11 protein-coding genes, 3 pseudogenes and 1 riboswitch are annotated in these 15,537 nt (G+C 59.2%); of the genes and pseudogenes, 8 read left to right on the plus strand and 6 right to left on the minus strand.

The features are described 5' to 3' along the window. The 4 genes from P9228_RS21700 to P9228_RS21715 all read right to left on the minus strand — a co-directional run. Window positions 1-1,442: malate synthase G (locus P9228_RS21700; protein ID WP_278055487.1), on the minus strand; the 1,442-nt coding region annotated here is incomplete at its 3' end. A gap of 17 nt (window positions 1,443-1,459) precedes the next feature. Further along, window positions 1,460-2,704 carry a D-amino acid dehydrogenase gene (locus P9228_RS21705; RefSeq protein WP_278055488.1) on the minus strand — a complete coding sequence of 415 codons (1,245 nt, stop codon included), beginning with the start codon at window positions 2,702-2,704 and terminating at the stop codon, window positions 1,460-1,462. 44 nt (window positions 2,705-2,748) lie between these two features. Then, window positions 2,749-2,854, minus strand: a riboswitch (glycine riboswitch). Window positions 2,855-3,015: 161 nt separating this feature from the next. Next, window positions 3,016-4,179: a mandelate racemase/muconate lactonizing enzyme family protein gene (locus P9228_RS21710; RefSeq protein ID WP_278055491.1), complete on the minus strand. Its 1,164-nt coding sequence runs from the start codon at window positions 4,177-4,179 to the stop codon at window positions 3,016-3,018. Between the two features lie 126 nt (window positions 4,180-4,305). Further along, window positions 4,306-5,223 carry a LysR family transcriptional regulator gene (locus P9228_RS21715; RefSeq protein WP_278055493.1) on the minus strand — a complete coding sequence of 306 codons (918 nt, stop codon included), beginning with the start codon at window positions 5,221-5,223 and terminating at the stop codon, window positions 4,306-4,308. 419 nt (window positions 5,224-5,642) lie between these two features. Here P9228_RS21715 and P9228_RS21720 point away from each other — a divergent pair. Both P9228_RS21720 and P9228_RS21725 read left to right on the plus strand, forming a co-directional pair. Further along, window positions 5,643-6,842, plus strand: a pseudogene (locus tag P9228_RS21720) (IS256 family transposase). 425 nt (window positions 6,843-7,267) lie between these two features. After that, window positions 7,268-7,959, plus strand: a pseudogene (locus P9228_RS21725) (hypothetical protein); the annotation flags it as partial. On the opposite strand, the pseudogene P9228_RS21730 reads toward P9228_RS21725, so the two are convergent. Then, a pseudogene (locus tag P9228_RS21730) lies at window positions 7,891-8,103 on the minus strand (IS110 family transposase); the annotation flags it as partial. The pseudogenes P9228_RS21725 and P9228_RS21730 overlap by 69 nt on opposite strands. 157 nt (window positions 8,104-8,260) lie before the next feature. On the opposite strand from P9228_RS21730, the gene P9228_RS21735 reads away from it, so the two are divergent. The 6 genes from P9228_RS21735 to P9228_RS21760 are packed head-to-tail and all read left to right on the plus strand — an operon-like array spanning window position 8,261 to window position 14,350. Beyond that, a complete protein-coding gene (locus tag P9228_RS21735) occupies window positions 8,261-9,322 on the plus strand; it encodes a homoserine dehydrogenase (RefSeq protein WP_278055494.1) in 1,062 nt (353 codons plus the stop codon). Then, window positions 9,322-10,737, plus strand: coding sequence for an aldehyde dehydrogenase family protein (locus P9228_RS21740; RefSeq protein ID WP_278055496.1), 1,416 nt, complete (start codon window positions 9,322-9,324; stop codon window positions 10,735-10,737). Before P9228_RS21735 ends, P9228_RS21740 begins: the two co-directional genes overlap by 1 nt. 46 nt (window positions 10,738-10,783) lie before the next feature. Next, the gene (dapA, locus tag P9228_RS21745) at window positions 10,784-11,662 is read left to right on the plus strand and encodes a 4-hydroxy-tetrahydrodipicolinate synthase (protein WP_278055498.1); all 879 of its coding nucleotides are present in this window, start codon (window positions 10,784-10,786) and stop codon (window positions 11,660-11,662) included. Between the two features lie 10 nt (window positions 11,663-11,672). Next, window positions 11,673-13,088 (plus strand): aspartate ammonia-lyase, encoded by a 1,416-nt coding sequence (locus P9228_RS21750; protein WP_278055500.1) that lies wholly within the window; start codon window positions 11,673-11,675, stop codon window positions 13,086-13,088. A 12-nt stretch (window positions 13,089-13,100) separates the two neighbouring features. Further along, window positions 13,101-13,886: a phosphotransferase gene (locus P9228_RS21755; RefSeq protein WP_278055502.1), complete on the plus strand. Its 786-nt coding sequence runs from the start codon at window positions 13,101-13,103 to the stop codon at window positions 13,884-13,886. 20 nt (window positions 13,887-13,906) lie between these two features. Further along, window positions 13,907-14,350: an Lrp/AsnC family transcriptional regulator gene (locus P9228_RS21760; RefSeq protein WP_278055504.1), complete on the plus strand. Its 444-nt coding sequence runs from the start codon at window positions 13,907-13,909 to the stop codon at window positions 14,348-14,350. Between the two features lie 288 nt (window positions 14,351-14,638). Here the strand turns inward: P9228_RS21760 and P9228_RS21765 are convergent, their stop codons facing one another. Continuing rightward, window positions 14,639-15,532: an amidohydrolase family protein gene (locus P9228_RS21765; RefSeq protein WP_278055506.1), complete on the minus strand. Its 894-nt coding sequence runs from the start codon at window positions 15,530-15,532 to the stop codon at window positions 14,639-14,641. Window positions 15,533-15,537: the final 5 nt, after the last annotated feature.

Raw genomic sequence — 15,537 nt, forward strand, 5'->3', positions numbered from 1 at the left:
CGGATCATCGGGCCGGCTTCCATCGAGGTGTGGATCTCGTCGCCGGTGCGGTCGAGGAAGCCGGTGTTGATGAACACCACGCGTTCTTTGGAGGCGCGGATCGCTTCCTTGAGGTTGACGGTGGTGCGCCGCTCCTCATCCATGATGCCCATCTTGATGGTGTTTTTCGCCATGCCGAGCAGGGCCTCGACGCGGCCAAAAATCTCGACGGCGAAGGCGACCTCTTCCGGCCCGTGCATCTTCGGCTTCACCACATACATCGAGCCGGCGCGGGAATTGGCGCGGCGGCCGTTCTCGCCGACATCGTGCAGCGCGATCAGCGCGGTCAATGCCGCGTCCATGATGCCTTCCGGCACCTCATGCCCGTCGCGGTCGATAATCGCGGGGTTGGTCATCAGGTGGCCGACGTTTCTCACCAGCATCAGTGAGCGGCCGGGCAGCAGCAGCTGCCCGCCATTCGGCGCCGTGTAGCGGCGATCCGGGTTGAGCCTGCGGACAAAGGTCTTGCCGCCCTTGGTAATCTCTTCCGCCAGATCGCCCTTCATCAGACCGAGCCAGTTGCGGTAGACGACGACCTTGTCCTCGGCATCCACGGCGGCGACCGAATCCTCGCAGTCCTGGATGGTGGTCAGAGCGGCTTCGAGGATGACATCGGCGATGCCGGCCGGATCGGTCTTGCCGATCTGGTTGGCGCGGTCGATGACGATCTCGATGTGCAGGCCGTTCTTCACTAAAAGCACGGCCTCCGGCGTGGCGGCGTCGCCGCGATAGCCGACGAACTGTTTTGGATCGGCGAGCGTGGTGGCGCCGGCGCCCTCGCCCACCTTCAGCGCGCCGTTCGCCACCGAGAGCCCGTTGATGCCGGCCCATTTGCCGGTGGTCAGCGGCACCGACTGGTCGAGGAAATCCCTGGCCCAGGCGATCACCTTGGCGCCGCGCGTGGGGTTAAAACCTTTGCCCTTCTCGGCGCCGCCCGTCTCGGGAATGGCGTCGGTGCCGTAAAGCGCGTCATAGAGCGAGCCCCAGCGGGCATTGGCGGCGTTGAGCGCATAGCGCGCGTTCATCACCGGCACGACCAGCTGCGGCCCGGCGACGATGGCGATCTCGGGGTCGACATGGTCGGTCGAGACGCTGAAGGCCGGCCCTTCCGACACCAAATAGCCGATCTCCTTCAGGAAGCCCTTGTAGCCCTCCTTGTCGATCGGTGCGCCGTTGGCGCGGTACCAGCCGTCGAGCTTCTCCTGCATGGCGTCGCGCTTGGCGAGCAGCGCCCGGTTCTTCGGCGCCAGCTCATGCACGATGGCCGAAAAACCGGTCCAGAATTGTTCGGCGTCGATGCCGGTGCCAGGCGCGGCCTCCTCGGCCACAAAGTCATGGAGCTCCCGGGCCACTCTAAGGCCGTAAAGGGCCACGCTAGTTTCAAATCGGCTCATTGCGTCCATGACGGAGGCCCCTTGGATCAAGCCGCAGCGGCACCGGCGTTGAACTGAGCAGAGACGCTTTCGGCAACCATCTGGGCGGTCACGGCCGAAAGCGTCCAGCCCAGATGACCATGGCCGGTGTTGTAGAACACTCCCGGCTGACGTCCCTTCCCGATCCTCGGCATCATGTTTGGCATCATCGGCCTCAAGCCCGCCCAAGGCACGACCTTGTGAGTGTCAACCGCTGGAAAAAGCGTACGCATCCACTCCACCAGCGGGGCGACACGATCATTGCGGATATCGCGGTTTGCGCCGTTGAACTCGGCCGTTCCCGCTACGCGGAAGCGGTCTGGCCCGAGACGGCTGGTGACGATCTTGGCTCGATCGTCGAGAAGACTGACCCAAGGTGCGGCCCCCTGGCTGCCGTCGTCCTCAAGATCCACCGTGATCGAATAGCCCTTCACTGGATATACGTTGACGCGGTCGCCAAGGATCTTCGCGAAATGGCGACTGGCAAGTCCGGCGCAGACGACGATGCCATCAACGTCAATTTCCTCCGACGGGCCGTCCAGACCATTGCGAGTGTAACCGATACGGAACTTCCCATCGCGCACAATGCTTTCGACTGTGGCATCGAAGACGAAATTCGCTCCTCGCCGCTCGCAGGCCTTGGCGAGGCCGGAGGTGAACTTGTGGATGTCGCCCGTTGAATCCGAAGGGGTGTAGAAACCTGCATGGAAGCTGCCGTGCAGCGCCGGTTCGATCGACTTGATTTCCGATGCCGTTACGGGTCGGCGGTCAAGGCCCCCCTCGACGAGCATGGAATTCACCTTGAGCGCGTGCTGAAAACTCGATTTGTCCCAGTAGACGTGCAAAATGCCGCGACAGACGTGGTTGAAGTCGATCTTCTCGCGTTCGGCGATGGCAAACAGGTGCTTGCGTGCCTCGATCGCCAGCTGTGTGGTCTTGACGGTGTTCTGACGGTAGTTCGCTATGTTGGAAACGAATTCGGCCAGCCATGAATATTTGTGCCACGTGGGCGCCGGATTCATGAGCAGGGGCGCGTCACGGCGCATCATCCACTTGATGCCCTTGAGCATGGTCGACCAGTGGTTCCAGACCTCGGCATTGCTTGCGGAGAGCTGACCTCCATTGGCGAACGAGGTCTCCATGGCCGCATAGCGTTGCCGCTCGATGACGGTAACCGAGTAGCTACGTTCCAACAGGGCATAGGCAGTGGTGACGCCGGTGATACCGGCACCGATGACAGCTATATGGGGCATTGCGCTCTCCGCGATAGGATGGGTGCGGGTTCGATCCCGCGGCTCTTCCCCAATCTGTCGCTATACCTGAGAGCTTAACCGCGCAGGCGTGGCCCGTTCGGCGTTCCCCTTCGGTGGGCGCCTTCCGCGCCTCTCTCCAGATCGTTCAACGGCATGGTCACCTTTGCCTGAGAGTTTCCTGGGGGGTTGCTCCGTCGGCGTCGCCTATCGCTCAAGCGATAGGTCGATCTCTCCCATGCCGCCATTTTTGAACGCATGTTAGTCAGCTAATTGGTCGTCGGGTTCTCCAGCTCCTGCCTATGCGACATCGCCTAGTTGCTCGAGCGATAGTCGAACAGCCTGTAGGGTTCCAACCGCTTTGCCTCGACCGTGGCGCCAAGACCCGGTTCTGACAGGACTTCGAGATAACCGTCCTTGATGCGATCCTCTGGAGCATTAGCAAGAACCTGCACATACCCGTCCGACTGGGGAAGATACGGATAGATCTCGAGCGGCATCGAATTGGCGCACGCCGCCCAGACCTGGAGCGAAGCCGCAGTGCAAAGCGTAGACGCGCAGTTGTGAGGCGATACACGCGCGTTGTAGGCCTCGGCCATGGCTGCGATCTGAACGAGTTCGAAGACGCCGCCGCAGTTGCCGACATCCGGCATCACCACATCGATCGCACCGGTGTCCAAAAGGTTGCGGAATCCATTGCGTGTGTAGACGCGCTCGCCGGCGGCAATCGGAAAGCGGAAACGCCCGGCAAGGTTCTTGAGACCAGCCAGATTGAACGCATCAAGGGGCTCCTCGACCCACATGACCTTCAATTCTTCACAGAGATCGAGGATGCGCAGCAGCTGGTCATTGCTGAGGCCACCGGACAGGTCGATCATCAACTCCGCTTGATCACCCACGACTTCCTTCAGGTTGCGAATGCGATCGACGGCGCGTGTGAACTCCTCTGGCGACAGCATACGGCGCTGAACATGTGTCAGCGTCCGGCCAGGTTGCTGCGTAGCCAGAGGATAACTTTTCAAAATCCTGTAACCGTCCTTCAAAGGCCGCTCAGCAGCCTTGGCCCATTCGACGGCATCGTTGCAGTGGTAGTTCCACCCGTTGGCATAGACCTGAGCCTTCGGCTCGAAGGAACCACCGAAGAATTCGTAGACTGGCATCCCGGCAGCCTTGCCCTTGATATCCCACAGGGCCTGGTCGATCGCACTGATAGCTGCAAACGAGATCGCGCCGCCGCCCTTGGTCCAGAATGAATTGTCGTAGAGATGGTGATAGACGTGCCGTGGGTAACGCGGATCGGCGCCAATCACCCGGTGAGCGTAGTCCGATATCATGCCAACGGCTGCCCGAGCGCCTAGACCATAAGCGACCGCCGCCTCACCCCATCCGGTGATGCCCTCGTCGGTCTCTACCTCAACCAGAACCGGGCGCACGCCGCCCGTGGGGATATGATAGGCACGGATGTTGGTGACGCGCATTGGAGGTTCCTCTAGCAAGGGAGACCTGAACATGCGCGTTGCTGATCATAAGAGCAAAATCGAAATCTTGATACCCGCATAAGCAATTCTTATGGCGAGACCAAATTCCTCCCGCACCTCGACAACCTAAGCGTCAGAAGCCGTGGCTTCAAAGGTCTGGTGCTTGCTGAGCTCCACGCGCAGGGCCTCGTAGCTCTGATCCGCCATGTGGGACCATGGCCGGTACCGCGTCCGCATCAGGTAGTATGGCGAGGGCTCGATACCTTCGAGCGCCCGGCATTCCGCGGGCAGGGTGTTGCGAGTCAGAGCTAGAAGCGTGCTGCACGTGATAGCATCGGCAATCGCGACGCTGCCACCAAGGACCGCGTAGCAGGCCATCGGAAAAAAGCTTCCGAACTCTACCCTCGGCGAACCGAGCTTCGCCCTCACAGCCTGTGCCGCTAGGTTTTCCTCGTACAGAGAGCAGATCTCAAGTCCGGCCAAATCCTGCAGAGAAAGGCTTGAACCTCGATTCGCGACAAGCCCCTTAGGGTAAATTGCGCAGACCGGAACATGAAAGACCTCGGAATCGAAAAGAGGGGATCCCAACGGAATCTCTCTGATGCCCAGATCGGTTATCGCGATGTCATGTCTCTGGTTCTCCATCTCCAGCACAATGGAGTCAGACGAGCCGTTCATGACCCTGAATTCCTGTCCACTCGCCGCGAGTTTTGTGATCGCGTGAGGCACAAGGTGAGTCGCCAGGTTACTGGACGCTATGATGGAAATCCGCGGCACTGGAAACGCGTCCAGTCGGTTGAACCGACCGCGAATTTCGCGAAGCTGCTGCATCACGGGGTTTATTTGTTCGAACAAGACCTTCGCTTCAGCTCTCGGCGTTATTCGACCGGCATGCCGGTCGAATAGTTTGACGGCCAATAGGTCTTCGAGACCGCCTATCGTCATGCTGACAGCAGGCTGCGTACGGCCCAGGTTCTTCGCAGCCTGTGAAATGCTGCCGGTCAGCATGACCTGGTAGAATGCTTCGAGCTGATTGTACTTCATCGTTTTCTACCACTCGTAGCTAGGCCATCGCGCGAAACTTGGCAACGCACAGCAATTTAGCCACCTACCGTACTAACGAGGCAGCGGCGATACCAATCGAAGCGATTCCTATGCAACTGCTGGATCGCTCAGGTAGTGCATTTGCGCCCTTCCTACCTGCGCCCTTCATAACATCGCGACGATGCGTGTTGGTGATGAATGGTTGCGAATGGGGTTGGCTTCACTCGGTTGAACCCCTCGCGACCATTTGGGGGATAGCCAAGGTCGTGTCCCATCAGGTGGTGTAGGTGAGGGTTATGAAGCCGCTCGCGAGCGCGCCGTTAGTAGCGCTGTAGCGAGCGAGCGGCCTGTCGGTGGTCATCGGCGCTTTCCGGTAGGGTTTGGTTGTTGACGCCAACCCATTTCGGAAGGAACCACCGATGACCGACGACATGATGAACCTGCGCGCGCTCGTGGAGAAGACCCCCGATGCGGATCTGCTGCGCGAGATGATCGGCTTTGCCGCCGAGCGGCTGATGGAGCTGGAAGTAGGTGCCGCCACGGGCGCCGGCTATGGCGAGAAGACCCCGCTGCGGACCACCCAGCGCAATGGCTACCGCGACAGGGACTGGGAGACCCGAGACCGGAACGGTCGAGCTGCGCATCCCCAAGCTGAGGAAGGGCTCCTACTTCCCCAGCTTCCTGGAGCCTCGCCGCATGGCTGAGAAGGCGCTGACGGCCGTCATCCAGGAGGCCTACGTGCAAGGCATCTCGACCCGCTCGGTCGACGACCTGGTTAAGGCAATGGGCATGAGCGGCATCTCCAAGAGCCAGGTGTCGCGGCTGTGCGAAGAGATCGACGGCAAGGTGAAAGCCTTCCTCGAACGGCCGATCGAGGGTGATTGGCCGTATCTTTGGATCGATGCGACTTATCTCAAGGTGCGCCGCGGCGGCCGCATGGTCTCGGTCGCCGTCATCATCGCAGTGGGCGTGAACAGCGACGGCCGGCGTGAGGTGCTCGGCATGGAGATCGGCACCTCGGAGGCCGAGCCGATCTGGACGGAGTTCCTGCGCAAGCTCACCCGGCGCGGTCGCGCGGGGTCAAGCTCGTCGTCTCCGATGCCCATGAGGGTCTGAAGGCCGCGGTGACCAAGGTGCTCTCAGCCACATGGCAGCGCTGCCGCGTTCACTTCATGAGGAACGTGCTGTCGCACGCCGGCAAGAGCGGGCGACGCGTCGTCTCGGCCTTCATCGCCACCGCCTTCGCCCAGGAAACGCCCGAGGCCGCGAGCACCCAATGGCGCGCCGTGGCTGATCAGACCCGGCCCAAGGTCCCGAAGCTGGCGACAATCATGGATGACGCCGAGCCCGACGTGCTGGCCTATATGACCTTCCCGAAGGAACATCGCGCCAAGCTCCACTCGACGAATCCGATCGAGCGTCTCAACGGCGAGATCAAGCGACGCACCGAGGTCGTCGGAATCTTCCCGAACGACGATGCGATCGTGCGCCTCGTCGGGGCGCTGCTGCTCGAACAGAATGATGAGTGGGCCGTCCAGCGGGCCCGCTATATGACCCTTGAGACAATCAGCCAGATGAGTGATGATCCCCTCATCAGCTTGCCAGCCGTGGCGCGCTGATCAGCCCGGCCCACGCCGGACAGCTCGGCGAACCAATGCCGTCAGCTACACCACCCCAGTGGGCACGATCATAGCCAACCGGGCAACACACTACGCAAGACGCTACCGCGCCCGCTCAAGGCATCAATGCCGCCCGCAAAACAAGCCACACGAACTAGGCGCGCCACCCATTCCGGGAGTTGCGCGTTTCAACTTCGACCTTGAGCCAGGTCAACCTTTCAAGCAATGGCCCAGTTTGTGTTTCCTTCCTCAGGGCACAGACCGAGAGCGTCGTATTTGGCATAGCTATCGTGTTTTCCGAAGGGCTAGATGAGACCGATGAGTGACGTTGATACGTAATCGTAATAGCCTGAATTCAATCGATTCAGCTGCTGATATCTGGGCTTCGCCCGTACGTGAGGAATATGAGCGACCAGAGAAAATCGATGCGGAAAGTCGAGTCCCCAGGCACGGCCACTGATGCTAAAGTCGACCTGATCGCGGTCGTAGTGGCCATAAACAGTGGCAAGCCAAGCGTTCTCACAGTCGGCGGCACGGACACGCTGCCGTCAGGCCCATTCGAGCTCGGCCATCGCTCCCTCCAATCTGGCTTACGGGTCTGGGTGGAACATCAAACGGGTCATCAGCTTGGCTATATCGAGCAGTGTATACGTTCGCTGACCGTGATCGAGCCGATGAGCAGCGCGAGCCGCGGGTCATCTCGATCAGCTATCTTGCGCTCACACGCGCCGAAGACGCCATTGGCGCTTCCCCGCCTGTCTGGCGGAGCTGGTACGACTACTTCCCTTGCGAGGATCATCGCTCCGGGGCGCCTGCGGTGGTCGAGAACGTTCTTCAGCCACGTCTGTTGGCCTGGGCTGAGGAGGCCACCCACGTCCCAGTGAGGCGCGAGCGTCGGCAGCGTGCGGCAATCGCGTTTGGCTTTGGCGGCTGCGACTGGAACGAGGAACTCGTCCTGCAACGTTACGAACTTCTCTATGAGGCAGCCCTGGTCGAAGAGGCGACGCGGCGGTCCCAGCAGAGCGCATCCCTTCCAATACCCGGAACTTCAATGATAGCTGACCATGGGCGTATCCTGGCGACGGGGATCGCGCGATTGCGTTCGAAGATCAAGTATCATGCATATGACCGCCAGCTTCCGGGCGACGGCGACAGCGGCTCGCTTGAAACCGAGTTTCTCACGAAGTTTGAGCCCCCAGGTTCGCAACTCACTTTCCGCATGAGTGCGCGTCAAGATCACGGTCGCGGCCTCATACAGAAGAGCTGGAAGAACGGCTCTCAACAGACACCGCCCTCATGAGGCGCAGGTCGGCGGTCGATTGAGCAAAATGCTCAACTGTTTGGTCCGTTTGCGCCGTTCCGGCTGAGCGATCCGCATCTCACAATTGCGGTACCTAGACCTTCACTGGAGGACCGCCATGACAATCTACAATATTGCTCTAATCGGCTTCGGCGGCGTTAATCGCGCTCTGGCCGAGCTCATCGCCACCAAGAACCATCTGTGGGAGCGCGACTTGGGGTTTCGATTGAATATCGTAGCGGTCAGCGACCTCTATCTGGGTTCGGTCATTTCTCCCAACGGCCTTGATGCCAAGACACTGGTCGAAGCCAATTTCGCAAAAGGCGGTTTTGGGCAGCTTTCGGGCGGGAGTTCCGAGGCTGACAATGAGACGATCATCAAGACGGCGCCCGCAGACATAGTCGTCGAGGCGACCTTCACCAATCCGAAGGACGGTGAACCCGCCGTTTCCCATTGCCGTTGGGCACTGCAGACCGGCCGGCATGTCGTCACCACGAACAAAGGCCCGGTGGCTATTGCAGTGCGGGAACTAAAGGCCCTGGCAAAGGCAAACGGAGTTCGTTTCGAATACGAAGGTTCGGTCATGAGCGGAACCCCGGTCATCCGGATGGCGGAGAAGACCCTTGCAGGTGCTGAAGTAAAGGGCTTCGAGGGAATTCTGAACGGAACATCCAACTTCGTCCTCGGCCGCATGGAAAGCGGCCTAGACTTTGCTGCTGCGGTCAAGGAGGCACAGGAACTCGGCTATGCCGAAGCCGACCCCACTGCCGACGTCGAGGGCTTCGACGTGCGCCTCAAGGTGGTCATTCTGGCGAACGAGTTGCTAGGGGCGAACCTGAAGCCGGAGGACGTGACGTGCAAGGGCATTTCCGATCTCTCGCCTTCCGAGATTGAGGCTGCTGCAAAGGCACACAGCCGCTGGAAGTTGATCGGATCTGCTGTCCGGGCGGAGGACGGAAAGGTAACAGGCAGTGTCGCGCCGAAGCGGCTTGCACTGGAGCATCGGCTGGCATCGGTCAGTGGGGCGACCAACGCCGTTTCGCTGAACACCGAGCTGCTAGGCGCTGTAACGATCACAGGACCCGGCGCCGGCCGGATCGAGACCGCATACGCGCTTCTTTCCGACATCGTTGCCATTCATGCCGCCGCCACGTCTGGCATCACCAAGGAGGCCGCGTGATGTACAATCGTGCGCTTGGCAAGACGACGGGCGCCGGGGAAATTGTCGTCAGCAATCCGTTTGACGGTTCGGTTGTCGGAACAGTCTCTGAGACCTGCGCTGCAGGCATACACACGCTTTTGGAACGAGCAAGCCGCGGTGCGCAGATTGCGAGAGATCTTCCACGACACCAACGGGCCACAATCCTGGAAAAGGCCGCCGCTGCAATCGAAGCCGCAAAGGAGGAATTCGCGCTCCTCATCGTAAGGGAAGCCGGCAAGACGATCACTCAGGCGCGCAAAGAGACGACCCGGTGCGTCAACACTCTGAAACTCTCCACCGATGAGGCGAGGCGTAATGCTGGCGAGGTTATTCCGTTCGACTCCTACGCCGGCTCGGAGTGCCGGAAGGGCTGGTACACAAGAGAGCCACTTGGCATCATCGCCGCCATCACGCCTTACAACGACCCTCTCAACCTCGTTGCTCACAAACTCGGTCCGGCAATAGCCGCCGGGAACGCAGTGATTTTGAAACCTTCCGAGCTCACCCCCCTTTCGGCGATCAAACTTGTCGAGGTTCTTCTCGAGTGCGGCCTTCCCGAGGAAATCGTGACGGTTGCGGTTGGCGGACCCGAGCTCGGGGAAGCTCTCGTTTCAGCAAAGCACGTCCGCATGATCTCCTTCACCGGCGGCTTCGCCACCGGCGAGGCAATTGCAAAGGCCGCGGGCATCAAGAAACTTGCGATGGATCTGGGCGGCAATGCGCCCGTCATCGTGATGGAGAATTGCGACTTTGACGCTGCTGTCGAAAGTTGCGTATCAGGGGCCTACTGGGCAGCCGGCCAAAATTGCATTGGCACGCAAAGAATCCTGGTTCAGCGTCCTATCTACCATCGTTTCAGGACGGAGTTCGTAGCTGCAACAAAGAAACTCAAGACTGGCAATCCCCTGGACGCGGATACCGACGTCGGCCCGATGATATCGAGCAAGGCCGTCGGTCGAGCCGCCGCGATGGTCAACCGCGCTCTCGCCGCTGGCTCGACACTGCTTTGCGGCCACGAGCCCGCCGGCAACCTTTACCCGCCGACAGTCCTGGAGAGCGTCCCCGCGTCTTGCGATGCGTGGATTGAAGAGGTGTTCGCCCCGATCGTCATTCTTGAGCCCTTCGATGAGCTCAGCGACGCGATCGTCCTTGCAAATGGCCCCGAGTACAGCCTCCACGCCGGCATTTTCACCAATGACCTCGATGGAGCTCTCGAGGCTGCCGATAAGATCGAGGCCGGCGGCGTCATGATCAACGACTCCTCGGACTACCGCTTCGATGCGATGCCATTTGGGGGTTTCAAGTATGGCAGCATGGGTCGCGAGGGCGTGCGGTTTGCTTATGAAGACATGTCGCAGCCCAAGGTCGTGTGTATCAACCGTTTGAGGCGGTGACGACAGCCTTCAGCTAATTCCCCTTACCGCACCCAGAGGTATTTATATGTTCAAAGGTTCCATTACCGCGCTAGTTACGCCGTTCGCTGAGGGTCGTGTCGATGAGGTTGCCCTGCGCACCCACGTCGAGTGGCAGATCAAGGAGGGATCCTCCGGCTTGGTTCCCTGCGGAACCACAGGCGAGAGCCCTACCCTCAGCCACGCCGAGCATAAGAAGGTTGTCGAGATTACTATCGAGACAGCCAAGGGCCGGGTCCCGGTGATTGCGGGGGCCGGCTCAAACAGTACGGCCGAGGCGATCGACTTTGTGCGTCACGCGCAACAGGCTGGCGCCGACGGGCTGCTAATCGTGTCACCCTACTACAACAAACCCACGCAGGAAGGCATCTATCAGCACTTCAAGGCTATCGATGCCGAGGCGACGGTTCCAATCATCGTCTACAACATTCCCGGGCGAAGCGTCATCGATATCCAGGTCGAAACGCTGGCGCGCATTTTCAAGGAATGCCGAAATGTGTCGGGCGTCAAGGACGCGACCGGCAACATCTTGCGCCCGTCTCTGGAACGGATGGCCTGCGGAAGAGAATTTAATCTTCTCACTGGCGAGGACGGGGCCGCCCTGGGCTACATGGCTCATGGCGGACATGGCTGCATCTCGGTCACGGCAAATGTCGCTCCCCGCCTTTGTGCGGACTTTCAGAAAGCATGCCTGAATTTTGACTTTGCCGCTGCCTTGGAGCTGCAAGATCGCCTGATGCCCCTCCACCGGGCCCTTTTCCTGGAGACCAACCCTGCCGGGCCCAAATATGCCCTGCAGCGCCTTGGTCGGATGCGCGATGACTTGCGACTGCCACTTGTCACAGTTAGTCCCTCGGTCCAGGCGGCAATCGATGAGGCTATGCGTTACGCCGGAATCCTGTCCTAAGAGGGGAACAATGATCGTCGAACGCATCGAATCGGACCTGATCGGACCGATCGCTATCCCTGGCAACGTCCTCTACGGCGTACATACCCGTCGCGCGGAACAGAACTTTGATGTGTCGGGATTGCGCCTGAGGGATTTTCCCGAGCTCATCCAGTCCATGGCCATGGTGAAAAAGGCTGCTGCACTCGCAAACACGGAGCTCGGACTGCTCTCGTCCGAGAAGGCGCAAGCGATATCAGACGCTTGTGACGACCTTGTGGAGCTCAGGGAAATCGACGAGAATTTCCCAGTAGACATGATGCAGGGCGGAGCAGGCACGTCCACAAATATGAATGTGAACGAGGTCGTGGCGAACCTGGCGTTGATCAAACTTGGCGCCGCCGTTGGCGACTATGCAAAACTGCACCCCAATGATGACGTCAACCTGTCCCAGTCGACGAACGATGTCTATCCAACCGCGATCCGCCTCACGGTATTGCGAGCTTGCGACGGGCTGGTATCGGCACAGGCCAGCCTGCGCGACGCCTTTCGAACAAAAGCAGCTCGATACGGAAATTCTGTGAAGGTCGGTCGCACGCAGCTTCAGGACGCCGTGCCGATGACGGCCGGTCAGGAGTTCGAGGCCTTTGCCGAGCTCATCGACGAGGACATCATCCAGCTTCAGTCGGCATCGAGACTGTTGTTGGAAATCAATCTCGGAGGGTCGGCCATTGGCACGTCGATCAATGTGCCTCGCGGGTTCCCAAGAATTGCCTGCGGTCATCTTTCACAGATTTCCGGCATCGAGCTTGTTGCCGCGCGCAATTTCATTGAGGCAACGTCGGACACCGGCGGTTTCGTTTCCTTTTCAGGCATGCTGAAGCGCATTGCTGTCAAGCTCACAAAGATCTGCAACGACCTGCGCCTGCTGAGCAGCGGACCGCTTGGCGGCCTGGGGGAAGTCCGCTTGCCGCCCGTCCAGGCAGGCTCTTCGATCATGCCCGGCAAGATCAATCCTGTTATCCCTGAGATGGTGAACCAGCTCAGCTTCCAGGTAATTGGCAATGATCTTACCGTGACGCTCGCCGCCAGCGCGGGTCAGCTGCAGTTAAACGCGATGGAGCCAGTGATCGTCTTGAACATTCTCCAATCCATGCGGATGTTGACGAGAGGGATGGAGATTTTCAAGCAGCGTTGCGTGGACGGGATCGAAGTCGACGTGGATCGTTGCAGAGACCTGCTTGACCGGTCCCTTGCTCTTGCTACGCCCTTGGCGAAGCTTATCGGCTACAGCAAAGCGGCGGAGCTGTCCAAACGGGCCTTGGCAGGGATGAGGAACCTGCGCCAGATCGTGGAAGAAGAGGGGGTTCTGCTTCCCGATCAGGTTGAGCAAATTTTCGGCAACTGTGCCGAGTTTGCGGGTTTCTCGCAAGCCTCTTCAGCTTAACGGGAGGCGAACGTGGCTGTATTTACCGCGCTGACAGACAAGGACCGCGACTTTATCGCATCGGCCTACGGTATGACCTCGTTGTCCTCTGTCGTTGGGATAGCGGATGGCGATCGGGAAACCACTTACCTGTTCCGAACCAAACAGGACGAGTTCATCGTAACTCTTTTCGAGAACGGCGCCGAACCGCTGGACTTGGAACGAGCCTTCGCGACCATGGAGACGCTGCATGAAAACGGCGTTCCATGTCCCAAGCCGATGCGCACGACAGACGGCCTTGCCACTCTTCATGCTGCTGGCCGACTGGTCGCAATCGTAAGTTTCGTATCGGGTTCGTCGACAAATGTGCCTACACTTGCCAGATGCGGAAGCCTTGGTCAGGTGATGGCACTCGTTCATACAATCCTGCAACGCAGTCCTAAAACGCAGGAAGCGCAGTTGCCGACCGGCGCTGTGCATGGGGCGCTGGTTCACCAGAATGTCTTCTTCCTCGGTGACGTGGTCAGCGGCGTGATAAACTTCAGGCTACGCCACGATGACGTCCTTGTTTCCGAGATTGCGGACGTGCTTGTCGGTTGGGCGAGCCAGCCGAATGGAGAGTTGGATAGAAACAAGACCAGTGCCATCCTTGCCGGGTATCAGAGCGTCAGGACACTTATGGACACCGAGAAAGCGGCCCTCCCCGGCTTTGTACTGGCGTCAGCAGCCAGGCGATATGCAAGCGATCACAACAAAAGCCGCCTCCCCGGAGCCGCCATATTGGCTTATGGGTCAATGCAGCTAGAAGTCATGGCCTGATCGGCTGGCTCAAACACACCATGAAGTATCTCCTCGACCGTACGGATGAACAGATCCTCAGTGAGTTGAGGACCAACGCGCGCATTTCCCACGCCGAGCTATCGGCCAAAGTAAATTTGTCCCGCAATGCGGTTCGAGTTCGAATCGAGCGGCTCGAACGAGAGGGTTTCATAAAGGGCTACACGATTGTCACCGGTGAAGGCGGGAATGAGCAGCACATCACCACCGCGCTGATGTTCGTTTATCGCCATGACCGCATGAGAGGCGGCGACGTCATCCATGCGCTGAAAAAGATTCCAGAGATTGTTTCTTGCGACGTGATGACAGGTGATTTCGACCTGCTGGTGAGAGTCGAGTCGCCAGAAGCCGATCGCATTCGCCAAATCTGGCAACAGCTATCAGAGTTGCCGGGCGTGCGGGATACCCTGACGGCATTTGTGTTGTCGTCAGTTATTCGAAAGTAGGTTGCTCGCCCAGAGAGGCTGAACCCCTGAGGGCAAAGCCCTGCTCTTCCAGTACCAAAGGCCGGACATGGCGATTCGCAAGTGCCGGGCCCCACTCGAGAAGATTCACCTTGGTTCCCGTGGCGTGGTGCGGGATGTGACAGCTGGCCCCTTGTCTCTCCAGCCGGTCTCGAATGAGATAGATACCGTTGGAAATGCGACGAACTGGGCCAGCCCGATTGCGCTTTGTCTCTTGTTCCGCGCCGGTCGGAAGCCAATCGTGTGCGTTATTAGTACAGCGGTAAGTTGCTATATTTTGTACAACCTAACGGCGTTGTCGTGAAACAATCTCTTCTTGTCGCCGGCTGAGAAGTCGTTCACGATATCTTTGAAGCAACTGAAGATCTCGTCGTACGTCTTGAACAGCTTGTCGACGGGGAAGTTGCTTGCAAACATGCATCGTTCGATACCAAAGCAATCGATCAGGTGCAATACCAGCGGCCGGATGCTCTCAAGTGTCCAATTCGGGTCGGACACACCGAATCCGGAGATTTTGGTCGCGATGTTCGGTGCACCGGCCAGCCGCTTCATCGCCGCGCGCCAGTTGATTAGGCCTTCCGCACTCTTGTCCAACGGAAAGCCGGCATGGTTGACGATGAACTGGGTGTTTGCGAAGCGTTTCGCGAGTTGGAACGAGTCCTCAGCCTGATGATAATAGGCTGCCAGATCAAATGACAGCGCCCGGTTTTCCAACTGCTGGAATCCGGCTCTGAATTCCACGCTATTGATGATATCTGGATGCTTTGAGAAGCTCTTTCTCGGATCCGGGTCATAGCAAAGCGTGTGCCTGATACCGCGGAAGTTCCCGTATTGCATGTGCTGGTCTAGAACATCGCCGGCATCGGCAGCAGCCAGGTCGGCATTGCCGACGATGCCATGCGGAAAGCCATGTTTGTCCGCATGGGCCTGTAGCCAGCGCGTCTCTTCGACTGGCTCCGTCTCATCGAACTCTGCTTCGATGTGAACGGATTTCACCACATTTTGGTTTTTCGTGTCCTCAAGATAGTCGCCGAGCAGATAATTCCGTTGGATCGCCGAGTAGTCGCCGAACACCCTGTCGCGGACCGGTCCGATTAACCAGTGGTGGCGTGCGAGGGACAAGTGCCAAAAATGCTGATGAGGGTCGACGATCGGCGAGGTCATTGTTG

This window comes from Mesorhizobium sp. WSM4898 (assembly GCF_029625845.1).
Classification (GTDB): Bacteria; Pseudomonadota; Alphaproteobacteria; order Rhizobiales; family Rhizobiaceae; genus Mesorhizobium.

Coding starts and splice junctions, on each gene's coding strand:
- P9228_RS21765 (WP_278055506.1), bottom strand. CDS start 15,532: ATGACCTCGCCGATCGTCGACCCTCATCAGCATTTTTGGCACTTGTCC.
- P9228_RS21715 (WP_278055493.1), bottom strand. CDS start 5,223: ATGAAGTACAATCAGCTCGAAGCATTCTACCAGGTCATGCTGACCGGC.
- dapA (WP_278055498.1), top strand. CDS start 10,784: ATGTTCAAAGGTTCCATTACCGCGCTAGTTACGCCGTTCGCTGAGGGT.
- P9228_RS21735 (WP_278055494.1), top strand. CDS start 8,261: ATGACAATCTACAATATTGCTCTAATCGGCTTCGGCGGCGTTAATCGC.
- P9228_RS21705 (WP_278055488.1), bottom strand. CDS start 2,704: ATGCCCCATATAGCTGTCATCGGTGCCGGTATCACCGGCGTCACCACT.
- P9228_RS21740 (WP_278055496.1), top strand. CDS start 9,322: ATGTACAATCGTGCGCTTGGCAAGACGACGGGCGCCGGGGAAATTGTC.
- P9228_RS21710 (WP_278055491.1), bottom strand. CDS start 4,179: ATGCGCGTCACCAACATCCGTGCCTATCATATCCCCACGGGCGGCGTG.
- P9228_RS21760 (WP_278055504.1), top strand. CDS start 13,907: ATGAAGTATCTCCTCGACCGTACGGATGAACAGATCCTCAGTGAGTTG.
- P9228_RS21750 (WP_278055500.1), top strand. CDS start 11,673: ATGATCGTCGAACGCATCGAATCGGACCTGATCGGACCGATCGCTATC.